This is a genomic window from Pseudomonas danubii, from assembly GCF_042980055.1.
Lineage (GTDB): Bacteria > Pseudomonadota > Gammaproteobacteria > Pseudomonadales > Pseudomonadaceae > Aquipseudomonas > Aquipseudomonas danubii.
In genome coordinates, this window is record NZ_CP116502.1 from 338,625 (window position 1) to 355,111 (window position 16,487).

14 protein-coding genes are annotated in these 16,487 nt (G+C 61.1%); 10 read left to right on the forward strand and 4 right to left on the reverse strand.

The genetic code is table 11. The annotated features are described in order from the left end of the window. Window positions 1–68 precede the first annotated feature (68 nt). The gene (locus tag PFZ56_RS01640; protein ID WP_170002110.1) at window positions 69–2,435 is read right to left on the reverse strand and encodes a hybrid sensor histidine kinase/response regulator; all 2,367 of its coding nucleotides are present in this window, start codon (window positions 2,433–2,435) and stop codon (window positions 69–71) included. A gap of 291 nt (window positions 2,436–2,726) precedes the next feature. Here PFZ56_RS01640 and PFZ56_RS01645 point away from each other — a divergent pair, with 291 nt between their 5' ends. The 4 genes from PFZ56_RS01645 to PFZ56_RS01660 all read left to right on the forward strand — a co-directional run bounded on the left by PFZ56_RS01645 (window position 2,727) and on the right by PFZ56_RS01660 (window position 6,244). Then, complete coding sequence (locus PFZ56_RS01645; protein ID WP_170002112.1) at window positions 2,727–3,524, forward strand: hydroxymethylpyrimidine/phosphomethylpyrimidine kinase; 798 nt, start codon at window positions 2,727–2,729, stop codon at window positions 3,522–3,524. An 18-nt stretch (window positions 3,525–3,542) separates the two neighbouring features. Next, window positions 3,543–4,166, forward strand: coding sequence for a thiamine phosphate synthase (gene thiE / locus PFZ56_RS01650; protein ID WP_102882323.1), 624 nt, complete (start codon window positions 3,543–3,545; stop codon window positions 4,164–4,166). An 18-nt stretch (window positions 4,167–4,184) separates the two neighbouring features. Next, complete coding sequence (hemL, locus tag PFZ56_RS01655) at window positions 4,185–5,468, forward strand: glutamate-1-semialdehyde 2,1-aminomutase (protein ID WP_102865364.1); 1,284 nt, start codon at window positions 4,185–4,187, stop codon at window positions 5,466–5,468. 221 nt (window positions 5,469–5,689) lie between these two features. Then, window positions 5,690–6,244 carry a tetratricopeptide repeat protein gene (locus PFZ56_RS01660; RefSeq protein ID WP_102865363.1) on the forward strand — a complete coding sequence of 185 codons (555 nt, stop codon included), beginning with the start codon at window positions 5,690–5,692 and terminating at the stop codon, window positions 6,242–6,244. 47 nt (window positions 6,245–6,291) lie between these two features. Here the strand turns inward: PFZ56_RS01660 and PFZ56_RS01665 are convergent, their stop codons facing one another. After that, window positions 6,292–6,618 (reverse strand): DUF1820 family protein, encoded by a 327-nt coding sequence (locus PFZ56_RS01665; protein WP_007927079.1) that lies wholly within the window; start codon window positions 6,616–6,618, stop codon window positions 6,292–6,294. Between the two features lie 134 nt (window positions 6,619–6,752). On the opposite strand from PFZ56_RS01665, the gene miaB reads away from it, so the two are divergent. The 5 genes from miaB to lnt all read left to right on the forward strand — a co-directional run bounded on the left by miaB (window position 6,753) and on the right by lnt (window position 12,347). Then, window positions 6,753–8,081 (forward strand): tRNA (N6-isopentenyl adenosine(37)-C2)-methylthiotransferase MiaB, encoded by a 1,329-nt coding sequence (gene miaB / locus PFZ56_RS01670; RefSeq protein ID WP_162884095.1) that lies wholly within the window; start codon window positions 6,753–6,755, stop codon window positions 8,079–8,081. Between the two features lie 199 nt (window positions 8,082–8,280). Next, on the forward strand, window positions 8,281–9,300 hold the full coding sequence (locus tag PFZ56_RS01675) for a PhoH family protein (protein WP_102865361.1): 1,020 nt from the start codon (window positions 8,281–8,283) through the stop codon (window positions 9,298–9,300). Then, the gene (gene ybeY / locus PFZ56_RS01680; RefSeq protein ID WP_102865360.1) at window positions 9,293–9,751 is read left to right on the forward strand and encodes an rRNA maturation RNase YbeY; all 459 of its coding nucleotides are present in this window, start codon (window positions 9,293–9,295) and stop codon (window positions 9,749–9,751) included. The genes PFZ56_RS01675 and ybeY overlap by 8 nt, the downstream gene beginning before the upstream one ends. Before the next feature lie 42 nt (window positions 9,752–9,793). Then, window positions 9,794–10,633: an HlyC/CorC family transporter gene (locus PFZ56_RS01685; protein ID WP_011063653.1), complete on the forward strand. Its 840-nt coding sequence runs from the start codon at window positions 9,794–9,796 to the stop codon at window positions 10,631–10,633. 190 nt (window positions 10,634–10,823) lie between these two features. After that, window positions 10,824–12,347 carry an apolipoprotein N-acyltransferase gene (gene lnt, locus PFZ56_RS01690; protein WP_102882407.1) on the forward strand — a complete coding sequence of 508 codons (1,524 nt, stop codon included), beginning with the start codon at window positions 10,824–10,826 and terminating at the stop codon, window positions 12,345–12,347. 45 nt (window positions 12,348–12,392) lie between these two features. Here lnt and PFZ56_RS01695 read toward each other — a convergent pair whose 3' ends face one another. Together PFZ56_RS01695 and PFZ56_RS01700 are read right to left on the reverse strand one after the other, a co-directional pair. Beyond that, window positions 12,393–13,154, reverse strand: a complete 762-nt coding sequence (locus PFZ56_RS01695; RefSeq protein ID WP_102865359.1) for a YdcF family protein — start codon at window positions 13,152–13,154, stop codon at window positions 12,393–12,395. 123 nt (window positions 13,155–13,277) lie between these two features. Then, on the reverse strand, window positions 13,278–13,598 hold the full coding sequence (locus PFZ56_RS01700) for a hypothetical protein (protein ID WP_102865358.1): 321 nt from the start codon (window positions 13,596–13,598) through the stop codon (window positions 13,278–13,280). Window positions 13,599–13,858: 260 nt separating this feature from the next. On the opposite strand from PFZ56_RS01700, the gene leuS reads away from it, so the two are divergent. Further along, window positions 13,859–16,465, forward strand: a complete 2,607-nt coding sequence (gene leuS, locus PFZ56_RS01705; RefSeq protein WP_170002114.1) for a leucine--tRNA ligase — start codon at window positions 13,859–13,861, stop codon at window positions 16,463–16,465. Window positions 16,466–16,487 lie beyond the last annotated feature (22 nt).

A 16,487-nucleotide genomic window follows, 5' to 3' on the forward strand; every position in this document is an offset into this window, starting at 1 on the left:
ACTCCTTCAGGGTGTGCCAAGACCCCAGTTAAGCACCCGCTCTACCCCGAACAAAGTGGCATATCAGCCTAAATATCGGCACTTTCGCCTTGCTCAACACAAAGTACCCGCTTCAACAGCACCGCTTGCAGTGCCTCGAATTTCACCGGTTTGCCCAGGCAGTCGGCCCCTGCTGTCGCTGCACAACCTTCAGTACCAGGAGCGCAGGCCAGCAAGATGGGCAGGTGGGCGTATCCGGGCATTGCCTGGGCCTGAAGACGAAATGCCCCCAGTTGCGCTGCAGTGATCTGGCCATCGATCAGCACCGCGCTGACAAGTTCACGCCCCAGCAGTTGCAGCGCATCGGTGGGACTGCCGACGGTGCGAACTCGGTACCCCAGCTTGAGCAACATGCCCCGCACCACCAGTTGATCGACGTCGTTATCATCCATCAGCAGCACGGTACAGTCCTGGGGCGCACGCCGATGAAGGGCTGTCGGCGCCCGAGGAGTGGGTTCCTGGACATCGAACTCCACCAGCAAGCGGAAACAACTGCCCTGTCCAGGCGTGGACTCATGGGTCAACTGCCCGCCCAGCAAGTCCACCAATTGCCGGCAGATCGCCAGGCCGATGCCCAATCCGCCGTATTCACGCGTCATGGAACCGTCGAGCTGGAAGAAACGCTGGTACAGCGTCGCCTCGTCCAGATTGACAAAACCTATCCCGCTGTCGATCACCTCAAAGCTCAGGCTCACCCGCTCGGCCGAAACAGACCGGGTGACCACCCGCAACACCACGCCACCGGAATGGGTGAACTTGACGGCATTCTCCAGCAGGCACTCCAGGCAATGGCTGAGCTTGCAGCGATCTCCCTGCAAGCGGTCGGGCAGCCCGGCACTGAGGTCGACCTGAAAGGACAGGGACTTGGCCGCCGCGCTGGCGCCGAACTGGGTTTGCAGTGCGCTGAGCATCGAACGCAGGCTGAACGGCTGGCGCTGGGCGCTGAGCTTGCCGGCTTGCAGTTCGGTCAACGTGAGGATGCCGTTGACCATGCGCATCATGTCCCGTGCCGAGCCGGCGGCGGTCTGCTGGTACTGCTCCATCTCCGGGTCCAGTTCCAGGGTCTGCATCAGCTCAAGCGAGCCGATGACACCGTTCATCGGCGTACGCAACTCGTGGGTCAGGGTCGCCAGGAACTCATCCTTGAGACGGTTACTGTGAGCCAGTTGCTGGTTCAGCACTTCAAGCTTCTGCCCGGCCTCAAGCAGCGTCTGGGCTTGTTGCTCACGCATCGAGTTGATCCGGTCGGCCAGGGCCAGGGATAGCAGCGCCACCTCGATCGCCGAGCCGATCTGGCTGGCGTACATGGTCAGGAATACGTTCGGCAGGTAACCCAGCACCATCAAGGTGTTGATCACCCCACCGAACAGAAAGGCCGACCAGGCAATGATGAAATAACGCGCCACCCGCAATCCGCGACACCAGGCGACGATCCCCGCCACATAAATCACCACGGTAAACAGCAGCGCCAAGGTGGTTGCCAGGCGCAAGGCCAGAGCGTAGCTGGTCATCAGTGACAAGGCCATGACCACTGCGCCGAACGCCATCAGCGCCAGTAATACCCGGTCAACCCAGGGACTGTGCCGGGAGGTCTGCAGGAAACTGCGGGCGAACTGACTGCCGAACAGCCCCGCGGCGCCGATGAAGAATGGCGTCGCCGCATTGGCCCACCAAGGACTGTTGGGCCAGAAGTACTCCACTGCGGCACCGTTGACCGACAGTTGATAAAGACCGAACGAAGCGATGTAGACGATGTAGTAGAGGTAGCTGGTGTCACGCACGCTGAGATAGATGAACAGGTTGTACACCAGCATGCCCAGCAACACCCCGTAGATCAGCCCCAGCACGTAGAGCCGCACTGGCTGCGCCTCGAGGTAGGCCGTGTTGGACCAGAGGCTCAGCGGCGCCTGGATCGAACCTTCACTGGCCAGGCGCAAATAGACAGTCTTGTGCTCATGGGGGGAGAAATTCAGGTTGAACAGGTAATTGTTCTGGCGAATCTGTCGGCTGTCGAATGGCAAGGCATCGCCGGTGCGCTCCGCCAGACGAAAGCCACCGGCTTCATCGGGGACGTACAGATCCAGGTGATCCAGGGGCGGATAGGCCAGTTCCAGCAACCAGTTGCGCTGCGCCGTGGGATTGCCGGGGCGGTATTGAAGGTCGATCTTCAGCCAGAAGGCCGAACGTGAGTAACCGGCATTGAGGGTATCTTTATCGTGGGGTTTGAAGTGCTCAGCCAAGGGCCCCGAACTGACATCGGCAATTGTTGCTTCGCTACCCGCGTCTTCGAATACTTGCATCACTCGGCCCAAAGGCAAGCGTTGAGTGAACTCGTCGAACTCGACGGCGCCAGCCAGCATCGGCAAGCTCAACAGCAACATCAGCAAATAGCGCATTAAAGCCCCAGCGTGGCTTGTCCGGTGGTGTCAGGAAGTCCCCCATTTCCCTTGAGCAGACGCAAGACCGGCATGACCTGTTATTGGTTTGAATGCACTCTAGCATAGCCGTTGATGGCCAATGAACACCATTGAAAATTTTAGTCTAAAGGCTCTAGAACGGGCCTTTCAGCGCAATCCAGCGAGCTAGAGCTGTTGCATCGGTCAAGAAGATCGAACACGGCAAAGCGACAACTTCCATTGCGCACCAGGCGCCGCGAAAAAAAGCGTTTGGTGGTAAGCTCGCCGCCCATGAATATCTACAGCTCTCGCCCCGTTGTCCTCTGTCTCTCCGGCCACGACCCCAGTGGTGGCGCCGGCTTGCAGGCAGATATCGAAGCCCTGCTGGCTCAGGGTTGTCACGCAGCTCCGGCTGTCACCGCCCTGACCGTGCAAGACACGGTCAACGTCAGCGATTTCCGCGTTCTGGATCGCGAGTGGGTATTGGCCCAGGCCAATGCCGTGCTCAACGACTCCACTGTCGCCGCGGTCAAGCTGGGCATGCTGGGCTCCCTGGAGATGGTCGACACCGTGGTCGAACTGCTGCAGGCGCACCCACACCTGCCCCTGGTGTGCGACCCGGTGCTGCGCGCCGGCGGCGGTGGCCGTCTGGGCAAGGATGAAGTGGGCCACGCCATGCGCGAACGCCTGCTGCCCCTGGCCACCATTGCCACTCCCAACCTTCCCGAAGCCCGAATTCTTGCGGAACTGCCCGAAGGCAGCGCCGACCAATGCGCCGAAAAACTCCTGCCGTTCGTCAAGCACCTGCTGATCACTGGCGGCCATGGCGATGAACACGAAGTGCACAATCGCCTGTACAGCCGTGACGGCCTGCGCGAGACCTACACCTGCCAGCGCCTGCCGGGCAGCTACCACGGCTCCGGCTGCACCCTGGCCAGTGCCCTGGCCGGACGTCTGGCCCAAGGCGAACATCTGGCCAGCGCTGTAAAGTCGGCCCTGGACTACACCTGGCGCACCCTGCGCGACGCCGAGCAACTGGGCCACGGCCAGTTTGTCCCGCGCCGCTTGCCGTTGGATTTCTGCTCGTAATGTCATGAGGCCCGCTCAATGAAACTACGTGGTCTGTACGCCATCACCGACAGCCAGCTGTTGGCCGGCAAGTTCCTGAAGTACGTGGAGGCGGCGCTGGAAGGCGGCGTCACCCTGTTGCAGTACCGCGATAAAAGCGATGACCAGGCCCGCCGCCTGCGGGAAGCCGAAACCCTACTGACCCTGTGCGAGCGCTACAAGACCCGCCTGATCATCAACGATGACGCCGAGCTGGCGGCACGCATCGGTGCCGGCGTGCATCTGGGCCAGAGCGACGGTCCCCTGACGCCGGCCCGCGCCCTGCTGGGGCGCCAGGCCATTATCGGTTCGACCTGCCACGACCAATTGCCACTGGCCGAGCAAGCGGCCAAGGAGGGCGCCAGCTATGTCGCCTTCGGCCGCTTTTTCAATTCCACCACCAAACCCGGCGCGCCCACGGCCAGCCTGGAGTTGCTGGATCAGGCCCGGGCCAGCCTGCATCTGCCGATCTGCGTGATTGGCGGCATCACCCTGGAAAACGCCGCCCCCCTGGTGAACCACGGCGCCGACCTGCTGGCGGTGGTTCACGGCTTGTTCGGCGCCGATAGCGCCGACGAAGTGACCCGTCGCGCCCGCGCCTTCAACGCCCTATTCAACAGCTGATTTTTTGAGAGCCCGATCATGTCCCGTTCCGAAACCCTGTTTGCCGACGCCCAGAAACACATCCCTGGTGGCGTCAACTCGCCGGTCCGCGCCTTCAAGAGCGTGGGCGGCACCCCGCTGTTCTTCAAGCACGCCGAAGGTGCCTACGTCACTGACGAAGACGACAAGCGCTATGTCGACTATGTCGGGTCCTGGGGCCCGATGATTCTCGGCCACAGTCACCCGGACGTGCTGGACGCGGTACGCAAGCAGCTGGAGCATGGCCTGTCCTACGGCGCCCCGACTGCCATGGAAACCGAAATGGCCGATCTGGTGTGCTCCATCGTTCCCTCCATGGAAATGGTGCGCATGGTCAGCTCCGGCACTGAAGCCACCATGAGCGCGATTCGCCTGGCCCGTGGCTTTACCGGCCGCGACAGCATCATCAAGTTCGAAGGCTGCTACCACGGGCATTCCGACAGTCTGCTGGTCAAGGCCGGTTCCGGCGCCCTGACTCAAGGCGTACCCAGCTCTGCCGGTGTACCTGCAGCTTTCGCCAAACACACGCTGACCCTGCCCTTCAACGACATCGCTGCAGTGGAAAAAATGCTGGCGGAAGTGGGCCAGGAAGTGGCCTGCATCATCGTCGAGCCTGTGGCCGGTAACATGAACTGTGTGCCGCCGGCACCGGGCTTCCTCGAGGGGCTGCGCACTCTTTGCGACCAACACGGCGTAGTGCTGATCTTCGACGAAGTGATGACCGGCTTTCGTGTCGCTTTAGGCGGCGCACAGGCCCATTACGGCGTGACTCCAGACCTGTCCACCTTCGGCAAGATCATCGGCGGCGGCATGCCAGTGGGCTGCTTCGGCGGCAAACGCAAGATCATGGAACACATTGCGCCCCTGGGCCCGGTCTACCAGGCCGGCACCCTGTCCGGTAACCCGCTGGCCATGGCTGCCGGCCTGACCACCCTGCGCCTGATCAGCCGCCCGGGCTTCCACGCCGAACTGAGCGACTACACCAGCCGCCTGCTCGAAGGCTTGCAGCAACGCGCCGATGCCGCGGGCATTCCGTTCGTCACCACTCAGGCGGGCGGCATGTTCGGCCTGTACTTCAGTGGCGCCGACGATATCGTCACCTTTGACGATGTGATGGCCAGCGATGCCAACCTGTTCAAGCGCTTCTTCCACCTGATGCTGGAAGGCGGCGTGTACCTGGCGCCAAGTGCCTTTGAGGCCGGTTTCACCTCGATCGCCCACGGAGAGACTGAGCTGCAACTGACCCTGGATGCCGCAGAGCGCGCATTTGCCGCCCTGAAATAAGCGCTACATGGCTGGCATGGTGATCAACCATGCCAGCTTCGTGCTTTACTCGAACTTTCCCTTGGCAAAGGGGGAAATACGCGGCAAACCAGCGGATATCGCGGCCACGCAGCAGAAAAACGAGTAAAGACTTTGTAAGGTTGGCCCTGCTTATTTCATAATGCGCGCTTATTGGACCCCCTCGCCGGGTCCGCGCGCCCCTCAGAGGTAAGTCGATTCCCATGAACCGCACCGGCCGCGCCCTGACATTGGGCTGCCTGTTGCTCCTTCAGCCCCTGCTCGCGCACGCACAAGCAGGCGGCAACTCGTTGTTGATCCCAGCGATGGGTCGCTGCACCCTCGATCCCCAGGCACAGGAACAGGCCGAGGCGCTAGCCGCGTGCCAGAAAGCCGCCGATGAAGGGGACGCACAGGCGCAATACGAGTTGGGTGAGTTCTACTACGAGGGTAAAGGCGCGCCGCAGGACCTCAATCAAGCCCTGAGCTATTTCGAAAAGGCCTCGTTGCAAGGCCATGCCCAGGCGCAGTTCAAGCTCGGCACCATGTTCTTCCACGGCGAAGGCGTGCCGGCCAACAACGTTCAAGCCTACATCGTGCTGAAGATGGCTGCGGTCAACGGTGCCGAAGACGCCCTGGACACCGCCGACGAAGTCGCCGAGCACATGCAGCGTGACGAACTGGAAGTTGCGACCCAAGTGCTGGGGCAGATCTTCCGTAAATACCTGATGGAACTGCAAAGCGCCGATGGGCGTTCGCCTTTCTCGCCCCTGCCGTAACACCTTCGCGCCACTCACCGGCAAACTGGCGCCTACGCAAACCAGGCTTACTTTTCGGGCATTGGCATGGGAAACGGCATGACGTTGCTTACGCCACGGGCCTCGCTGATCTTAGGTGTGCCCAGGCGCTCCACTTCGTCGATGCGCACAATCGAATGCATCGGCACAAAACTGCGCACAACGCCTTCGAACTGAGCCTTGAGTTTTTCTTCGCTCGGATCGACGACCACTTGCGTGCGCTCGCCAAAGACGAACTCTTCCACTTCCAGAAAACCCCACAGATCACTTTGGTAGATCTGCTTGGCGTACATTTCGAACACCTGGCCCTGGTTGAGAAAAATCACCTTATAGATTGGGGCTTCACGTTTGGTCATGGTGGGCGGGCAACACATCGGGGGATAAAAATAGGGCGCGAACTATAGCATAGCTACCCGATGCACAACGCTAGGAACCTGTAGGTATGGCCCCTATAATGCGCGGTTCTTTGAATCACGTGAGACCGAGGTCCATGGCCAAGAAGCTTTACATCGAAACCCACGGTTGCCAGATGAACGAGTACGACAGCTCGCGCATGGTGGACCTACTGGGTGAACATCAGGCCCTGGAAGTCACCGCCCGCGCCGAAGACGCTGACGTCATCCTGCTCAACACCTGCTCCATTCGCGAGCGCGCCCAGGACCGGGTGTACTCGCAACTGGGTCGCTGGCGCGAGCTGAAGCTGGCCAACCCGGACATGGTGATCGCCGTCGGTGGCTGCGTGGCCAGTCAGGAAGGCGCGGCCATCCGTGATCGAGCGCCCTACGTGGACGTGGTCTTCGGCCCGCAGACGCTGCACCGCCTGCCGGAAATGATCGACGTCGCTCGCGCCACCAAACTGCCGCAAGTGGATGTCTCGTTCCCGGAAATCGAAAAGTTCGACCACCTGCCCGAGCCGCGCATCGACGGCCCCAGCGCCTATGTGTCGGTGATGGAAGGCTGCAGCAAGTACTGCACGTTCTGCGTAGTGCCTTACACCCGCGGCGAAGAAGTCAGCCGGCCATTTGACGACGTGATCGCCGAGATCATCCACTTGGCGGAAAACGGTGTGCGTGAAGTCACCTTGCTGGGCCAGAACGTCAACGGCTACCGGGGTCAGACCCACGACGGACGCATGGCGGACCTGGCCGAGTTGATCCGCGTAGTGGCCGCTGTCGATGGTATCGAACGAATTCGCTACACCACCTCGCACCCTCTGGAGTTCTCCGACAGCCTGATCCAGGCTCATGCCGAAGTACCAGAGCTGGTGAAACACCTGCACCTGCCGGTGCAATCGGGCTCGGACCGCATTCTGGCGGCGATGAAACGCAACCACACAGCTTTGGAATACAAGTCCAAGCTGCGCAAGCTACGGGCGGCAGTCCCGGGAATCTGCATCAGCTCGGACTTTATCGTCGGTTTCCCCGGCGAGACGGAGAAAGACTTCCAGCAGACCATGAAGCTGATCGAGGACGTAGGCTTCGACTTCTCCTACTCCTTTATCTACAGCCAGCGCCCAGGTACCCCGGCTGCAGACCTCGCCGACGACACACCCGAAGCGCTGAAGAAGGAGCGCCTGAACGCACTGCAGCATCGCCTGAACCAGCAAGGATTCGAGATCAGCCGACAAATGGTCGGCTCGACCCAACGCATTCTGGTCACCGATTACTCCAAGAAAGACCCTGGCGAATTGCAGGGCCGTACCGAGAACAACCGAATCGTCAACTTCCGTTGCGACAATCCCACACTGATCGGCCAGTTCGCCGACGTGCACATCGATTCGGCTCAGCCCCATTCGCTGCGCGGCTCGCTGTTATCGTAAGCACTGACTTGTGTAGGAGCGGGCTTGTGCAGGAGCGGGCTTGCCGGCGAAGAAACCTTCAAGAGCACCTTCGCCGGCAAGCCGGCTCCTACAAAGAAAGCATCACCGGCCATTGCACCGCATAAGAGCTTTCGCACCCAGGCCGCTGGCGTTATCCTTGAATTCATCTTAATTGCCGTTGGGCGGCTAAAAAACGACCTTGAACGCACCCATAGAACCTCATCGTTTCATCCTCGAGCCCTTCGAGGCTCGCCGCTTCGCCAATCTGTGCGGGCAATTCGACGAGCATTTGCGCTTGATCGAACAGCGCCTGATGATCGAGATCCGCAACCGCGGCAATCAGTTCGAGCTGATTGGCGAACCCAAGCACACCACCTCCGCGGAAAATCTTCTGCGCCGTCTCTACCGGGAAACCAAGGGCACCGAGCTATCGCCGGACCTGGTACACCTGTTCCTCCAGGAATCCGCCGTGGAAGAGTTGGACAACCCATCGGTGGCCGATGCCGCCATAGCCCTGCGCACCAAGAAAGGCATGATTCGCCCTCGCGGCCTGAATCAGCAGCGCTATGTCAAAGAAATCCTCGGCAATGACATCAACTTCGGTATTGGCCCGGCCGGTACCGGCAAGACCTACCTCGCGGTGGCTTGCGCCGTAGATGCCCTGGAGCGCGAGCAAGTGCGGCGCATCCTGTTGGTGCGGCCAGCCGTGGAAGCGGGCGAGAAGCTCGGTTTCCTGCCCGGCGATCTGGCACAAAAAATCGACCCGTACCTGCGCCCGCTGTATGACGCGCTGTATGAAATGCTCGGTTTCGAACAAGTAGCCAAGCTGATCGAGCGCCAGGTCATCGAGATCGCGCCCCTGGCCTACATGCGCGGCCGGACCCTGAACAACAGCTTCATCATCCTCGACGAAAGCCAGAACACCACCGTGGAACAGATGAAAATGTTCCTCACCCGAATCGGTTTCGGCTCCACCGCAGTGATCACCGGCGACATCACCCAGGTCGACCTGCCCAAAGGCACCAAGTCGGGCCTGGCCCAAGTGATCAACGTGCTCAAGGATGTACCCGGCATCAGCTTCACTCACTTCATGCCCAAGGACGTGGTGCGCCATCCACTGGTGCAACGCATTGTCGAAGCCTATGAACGCTTCGAGCTGCGAGCCGAGGACGAGGCCGCCAAGGCTTCAGCCGACAGAGGCAACCGCCGCGATGCTTGAGCTTGACCTGCAACGCGCCAGCCAGCAGCCGGCCCCCAGCGATGAAGAGTTCCGCCAGTGGTGCGAGCTGGCTCTGCGCCAGCGCACCGCCGATTCGGAACTGACCATCCGCCTGGTGGACGAAGACGAAGGCCGTGAGCTGAATCACACCTGGCGTCACAAAGATTACGCAACCAATGTGCTGTCATTTCCTGCCGACGTGCCGGATGAACTGCTGGATATCCCCTTGCTGGGGGACCTGGTGATCTGCATTGCGGTGGTCGAACGCGAGGCCGCCGAACAAGGCAAGGAACTTAAGGCCCACTGGGCCCATCTGGTCATTCACGGCTGCTTGCATCTGTTGGGTTACGACCATATAGATGATGACGAAGCCGAAGAAATGGAAGCACTGGAACGAACGTTGCTTGCTGAGCTGGGTCACCCCGACCCGTATGCAGACGACGAAAGCTGATCAACAACCACCTGTAACAACCAAGGATTCAGAGCAATCGCTATGAGCGAAGATCGATCGAGCAACGGGCAAAAGTCATGGCTGGGCAAACTGACCCAGGCTTTTGCCCATGAGCCGAAAAACCGCCAGGAGCTGCTGGAGCTGCTGCGCGAAGCCCATCAGAACAAATTGCTGGACAGCGAAGCGCTGGCCATCGTCGAAGGCGCCATCCAGGTAGCTGACCTGCAAGTCCGGGACATCATGGTTCCGCGCTCGCAGATGATCAGCATCAAGGCGACCCAGACACCCCGGGAGTTCCTGCCTGCAGTCATCGATTCGGCGCACTCGCGCTACCCGGTGATCGGCGAAAGCCATGACGACGTGATGGGCGTCCTGCTGGCCAAGGACCTGCTGCCGCTGATCCTCAAGGAGAACGGCGACAGCTTCAACATCAAGGACCTGCTGCGCCCGGCGACCTTCGTCCCCGAGTCCAAGCGCCTGAATGTGCTGCTGCGCGAGTTCCGCGCCAACCACAACCACATGGCTATCGTCATCGACGAATACGGCGGTGTGGCGGGCCTGGTGACCATCGAAGACGTGCTGGAACAGATCGTCGGCGACATTGAGGACGAGCATGACGTCGAGGAAGACAGCTACATCAAACCGCTTCCCAGCGGCGACTTCCTGATCAAGGCGCTGACGCCGATCGAGAACTTCAACGAGTTTTTCGACAGCGACTTCTCCGATGACGAGTTCGATACCGTGGGCGGCCTGGTGATGAGTGCTTTCGGCCACTTGCCAAAACGCAACGAAATCACTGAAATCGGCGCCTATCGCTTCCGCGTGCTCAACGCCGACAGCCGGCGGATTCATCTGCTGCGCCTGACCCCCATCTCCCGCTAGGGACAAGGGGCATCAGCCCTCCCCCGCACAGAATCATCGTCCCCAGGCCAACGACCTGGCCTGGGGACGACAGATCTCGGGGGCGGACTGTCAAACAGCGCTGCAGGATTCGCCGCTCATCTGAATCCACCCACCCCATCTCCTCGTGCCCCGCCCGGCGCGAAACAGGAAAGAGCTGATGAAACGCCTCTTGCAGCGCTCAACCCGACCCGGCTGGCCCGGCAACCTGCTGGCCGTTGCAGCCGGCGCCATTACCACCCTGGCCTTGGCGCCCTATGACATCTGGCCGCTGGCGCTGCTGGCGGTAGGACTGTTCTATGCCGGTCTGCGGGAGCTCACGCCCCGCCAGGCCCTGGGCCGTGGCTGGTGCTTCGGCTTCGGCCTGTTCGGCGCCGGTACCAGCTGGATCTACGTCAGCATCCACACCTACGGCGGCGCGTCGGCTTTGCTCGCCGGCGTGCTGATGCTGGCCTTCATCGCCGCCATTGCCTGGTTCTTTGCCCTGCCCGCCTGGCTCTGGGCCCGCTGGCTGCGGCGCAACGAAGCACCGCTGGCTGATGCTCTGGCTTTCGCTGCCTTGTGGCTGGGGCAGGAAGCGTTTCGCGGCTGGTTCCTTACCGGTTTCCCCTGGCTCTACTCTGGCTACAGCCAGCTTGACGGCCCCCTGGCCGGACTCGCGCCTGTGGGCGGCATCTGGCTGATTTCCTTCTCCCTGGCGTTGACCGCTGCATTGCTCTACAACCTGCCGCGCCTGATCAAGGCCGGACGCAAGGGGTTTATTGCCGCCGGCCTGTTGCTGCTGGCTGCGCCCTGGGCAGTTGGCCTGGCACTCAAAGGTCACGCCTGGACCAGCCCTTCGGGTGATCCGCTTTCGGTCGCCGCCATTCAGGGCAATATCGAACAAAGCATGAAATGGGACCCGGCCGAGCTCAATGCCCAACTGGCTCTGTACCGCGACATGAGTTTCAGCAGCAAGCGGGTAGACCTGCTGGTCTGGCCGGAAACCGCGGTTCCGGTGCTCAAGGAGTCCGCCGAGGGCTACCTGACGATGATGGGCAACTTTGCCGCCGACCGTCATTCCGCACTGATTACCGGCGTTCCGGTGCGCCAACTGGTGCACCATGAAAAACGCTACTTCAACGGCATCACCGTGACCGGCGAAGGCGATGGCACCTACCTGAAACAAAAACTGGTGCCCTTTGGCGAGTATGTGCCCCTGCAGGAGCTGCTGCGTGGCCTGATCGACTTCTTCAACCTGCCAATGTCGGATTTTGCCCGCGGCCCGGCCGACCAGCCGTTACTGCAAGCCAAGGGGTATCAGATTGCGCCGTTCATCTGTTACGAAGTGGTCTACCCTGAGTTCGCCGCCGGTCTTTCGGCCCGCAGCGACCTGCTGCTGACCATCAGCAACGACACCTGGTTCGGCACCTCCATCGGCCCTCTTCAGCATTTGCAGATGGCGCAGATGCGCGCTCTGGAAGCCGGACGCTGGATGATCCGCGCCACCAACAACGGAGTCACCGGGCTGATTGATCCGTTCGGCAAGATCACCGTGCAGATTCCACAGTTCGAACGGGGCATTCTCTATGGCGAAGTGGTGCCCATGCATAACCTGACACCGTACTTGCAGTGGCGCTCATGGCCACTGGCAGTGCTCTGCGCCCTGCTGTTTGGCTGGGCCTTGTTGGCCAGCCGCATCGCCAAGACCGTTTAGAAACCTTCGCCCGCAAGCCGGCTCCGACTGGAGTCGGCCCTGTGATCAGCGATAAAAGAGGCGATAACCTAACTGGCCCACCGCCTCGTTCAGCAACTGGCCGCTCTGCCAGATTGACTTGAACTCCGGCATCCAGCCTCCCAACGGCCGGGCGTTGTCCACGCCCAGAAAACCTACCGGTGCTGGCACCACAACAAACCCTGCGCGCTCAAAACTCCAGACCGAACGTGGCATGTGCCAGGCCTGGGTCACGACCACCACGCGCTTGATACCCAGTGGCTGCAAGACTTCGGCGCTGAACTGGGCGTTTTCCCAGGTGGTGCGGCTACGACCTTCCTGCCAGCGCACGCTCACGCCAAAGTCATTGAGCAGCGATTCGGCCATCAGCGCAGCTTCGGTGGGCGGCGTACCGTAATGCAGGCCGCCGCTGGTCAATAGGGGCAGCCCGGAAGCCTTGGCCAGCCGCGCGGCATAACGCTCGCGCTCCAACCCCACGCCCGTGGGCTGATCAGAACCCCAAGCCGGATCACCCCGCTCACGGCCGGAACCCAGGACCACGATCGCGTCCGCCTGCTCTGCCAGGCTGGCCCATTGGCTCTGTGGCAAGGGCGGCAACCGTTCAAGCCCACGGGCACCCCACTCCACCATTACCGGCAGGCTCATCAACCAGAAGCCGCCCAACCCCAGGACAAAGCACCATCGCGCCAGCCGAGGCCTGGACCGACGCAGACTCCAGGCCAGTAGAAGCAACAGCAAGAGAATGCCGGGCGGCAGCAGTAATTGTTTGATGAAATAACGAAAAGGCATCGAGCATCTCCAAAAGATGCTCGAAGCCTAAAGGGGATACCCATGCGGCAACAACCGCTGCCAGGCACTTTCGCTTTCGAGGTCCTTGGCAACGACCTCTCAACCCAATGAAGGGCTCGGGACCTACTTGAACTGCTGGGACCGGACGCTTACCGAATCCCTGAGGGGCGCCTGATCCTTCAACCAAATGACCTTGGCCGAACGGGGCCTTTCCTGGTGTTGCGGACTGCCCGATACATTGACCTGCATTTCATGCTGACTGCGGGCCAGGTAGGCCCTGATCAACTCGAACTCAGCAGGGCTCAACCCCCGCAGCTCCAACTCGACCGGCCGTTCATTGCGCAGTCGATCCGCAGTTCTTGCCGCATCCAGGGCCAGAGCCAGTCGATTCAGCAGCCTTTCATACACCTCCGGTTCTGTTACTTTTCGCTGCGACTCAAGCATCCGTTCACCTCATCGAAGATAAGAATCACTCCCCTTTTTGAGCTTAGTCGGACAGCTGGAAGCGACGCGCCGCCGCGACCAACGGCCCGCGCGAGCAATCAGGGTTTCCCTCGGCAGAGTGCGGTCATGTATGCTACGGCGCTTCCTGTAACTCCACTTCCAGCTCCACCGGGCCCTGAAAAACGCCGTATTTGGCGCCATCACTACCCGAGGTTGCGTTGAAGAGGATTAGGCCACCCCTATTCAGTACAAAAGTAGCCATGCACGAACACTATCAGCCCCGTGAAATCGAAGCCGCCGCCCAGTCGTTCTGGGATGAGCAAAAGTCCTTTGAAGTCAGAGAACAGCCAGGCAAGGAAACTTACTACTGCCTATCGATGTTCCCTTACCCCAGCGGCAAGCTACACATGGGGCACGTGCGCAACTACACCATCGGCGACGTGATTTCCCGCTACCAGCGCATGCAAGGCAAGAACGTCCTGCAACCCATGGGTTGGGACGCCTTCGGCATGCCGGCGGAAAACGCCGCGATGAAGAATAACGTCGCACCGGCCAAGTGGACCTACGAAAACATCGCCTACATGAAGACCCAACTGCGCAGCCTGGGCCTGGCGGTGGACTGGTCTCGTGAGGTCACCACCTGCAAGCCGGACTACTACCGCTGGGAACAGTGGCTGTTCACCCGCCTGTTCGAAAAAGGCGTGATCTACCGTAAGAATGGCACCGTGAACTGGGACCCGGTCGACCAGACCGTCCTGGCCAACGAACAGGTGATCGATGGCCGCGGCTGGCGCTCCGGCGCGCTGATCGAAAAGCGCGAAATCCCGATGTACTACTTCAAGATCACCGCCTACGCGGATGAGCTGCTGGAGAGTCTCGACGAGCTGCCGGGCTGGCCCGAGCAGGTCAAGACCATGCAACGCAACTGGATCGGCAAGTCCCGTGGCATGGAAGTGCAGTTCCCTTACGATCAGGCGTCGATCGGCGAAACCGGCACCCTGAAAGTCTTTACCACCCGTCCCGACACCCTGATGGGCGCGACTTACGTCGCCGTCGCGGCCGAACACCCGCTGGCCACCCTGGCCGCACAGAACAACCCCGAGCTGCAGGCGTTCATTGCCGAATGCAAAGGCGGCAGCGTTGCCGAAGCCGACATGGCGACCCAGGAGAAAAAGGGCCTGCCAACCTCGCTGTTCGTCGAGCACCCACTGACTGGCGAGAAGCTTCCGGTCTGGGTCGCCAACTACGTGCTGATGCACTATGGCGATGGCGCAGTAATGGCAGTGCCGGCCCACGATGAGCGCGACTTCGAATTCGCCAGCAAGTACGGCCTGCCGATCAAGGCCGTGGTGCGCACCAGCGCCGGCGATGAGACGCCTGCCCCTTGGCAGGACGCTTACGGCGAGCACGGCGAACTGATCAACTCCGGCGAATTCAACGGCCTGGACTTCCCCGGCGCGTTCGACGCCATCGAAGTGGCCCTGCTGAAGAAGAACCTCGGCCAATCGCGTACCCAGTTCCGCCTGCGGGACTGGGGCATCAGCCGCCAGCGTTACTGGGGCTGCCCGATCCCGATCATCCACTGCGACAGCTGCGGCGATGTGCCGGTGCCGGAAGACCAATTGCCGGTCGTGTTGCCGGAAGATGTGGTGCCGGACGGCGCCGGTTCGCCCCTGGCACGCATGCCTGAGTTCTACGAGTGCAGTTGCCCGAAATGCGGCGCACCGGCCAAGCGTGAAACCGACACCATGGACACCTTCGTCGAATCGTCGTGGTACTACGCCCGCTACGCCTCGCCGCACTATGAAGGCGGCCTGGTGGAAAAATCGGCAGCCGACCATTGGCTGCCGGTGGACCAGTACATCGGCGGTATCGAACACGCCATCCTGCACCTGCTCTACGCGCGCTTCTTCCACAAGCTGATGCGTGACGAAGGCCTGGTGAGCTCCAACGAGCCATTCAAGAACCTGCTGACCCAAGGCATGGTGATCGCCGAGACCTACTACCGTCGTGAAGCCAACGGTGCCTACACCTGGTTCAACCCGGCGGACGTCGAGCTCGAACGCGACAGCAAGGCCAAGGTCATCAGCGCCAAGCTGATCGCGGACGGCCTGCCGGTGGAAATCGGCGGCACCGAGAAGATGGCCAAGTCGAAGAACAACGGCGTCGACCCACAGTCGATGATTGACCAGTTCGGCGCAGACACCTGCCGCCTGTTCATGATGTTCGCCTCGCCACCTGACATGAGTGCCGAATGGTCGGACTCCGGCGTTGAAGGCTCGCACCGTTTCCTCAAGCGCGTCTGGCGTCTGGCTCAAGCCCATGTCACCCAGGGCCTGCCGGGCACACTGGATATCGCCAGCCTGAACGACGAGCAGAAAGCCATTCGCCGCTCGATCCACCAAGCCATCAAGCAGGCCAGCCACGACGTGGGCCAGAACCACAAATTCAACACCGCAATCGCCCAGGTGATGACGCTGATGAACGTGTTGGAAAAAGCCCCGCAAGGTACCGAGCAGGATCGCGCACTGGTTCAGGAAGGTCTGGAAACCGTAACCTTGCTGCTGGCGCCGATCACCCCGCACATCAGCCACGAACTGTGGAATCGCCTGGGTCACGCCGACCCGGTGATCGACGCAGGCTGGCCGGTATTGGACGAAAGCGCCCTGGTTCAGGACAACCTGCAACTGGTCATCCAGGTCAACGGCAAGCTGCGCGGCCAGATCGAAATGCCGGCCAGCGCCAGCCGTGAAGAAGTCGAAGCCGCGGCGCGCAGCAACGAGAACGTGCTGCGCTTCACCGAAGGCCTGACCATCCGCAAGGTCATCGTGGTGCCTGGCAAACTGGTCAACATCGTCGCCAGCTAATTGGATCAGGCGCCCGGTCCGG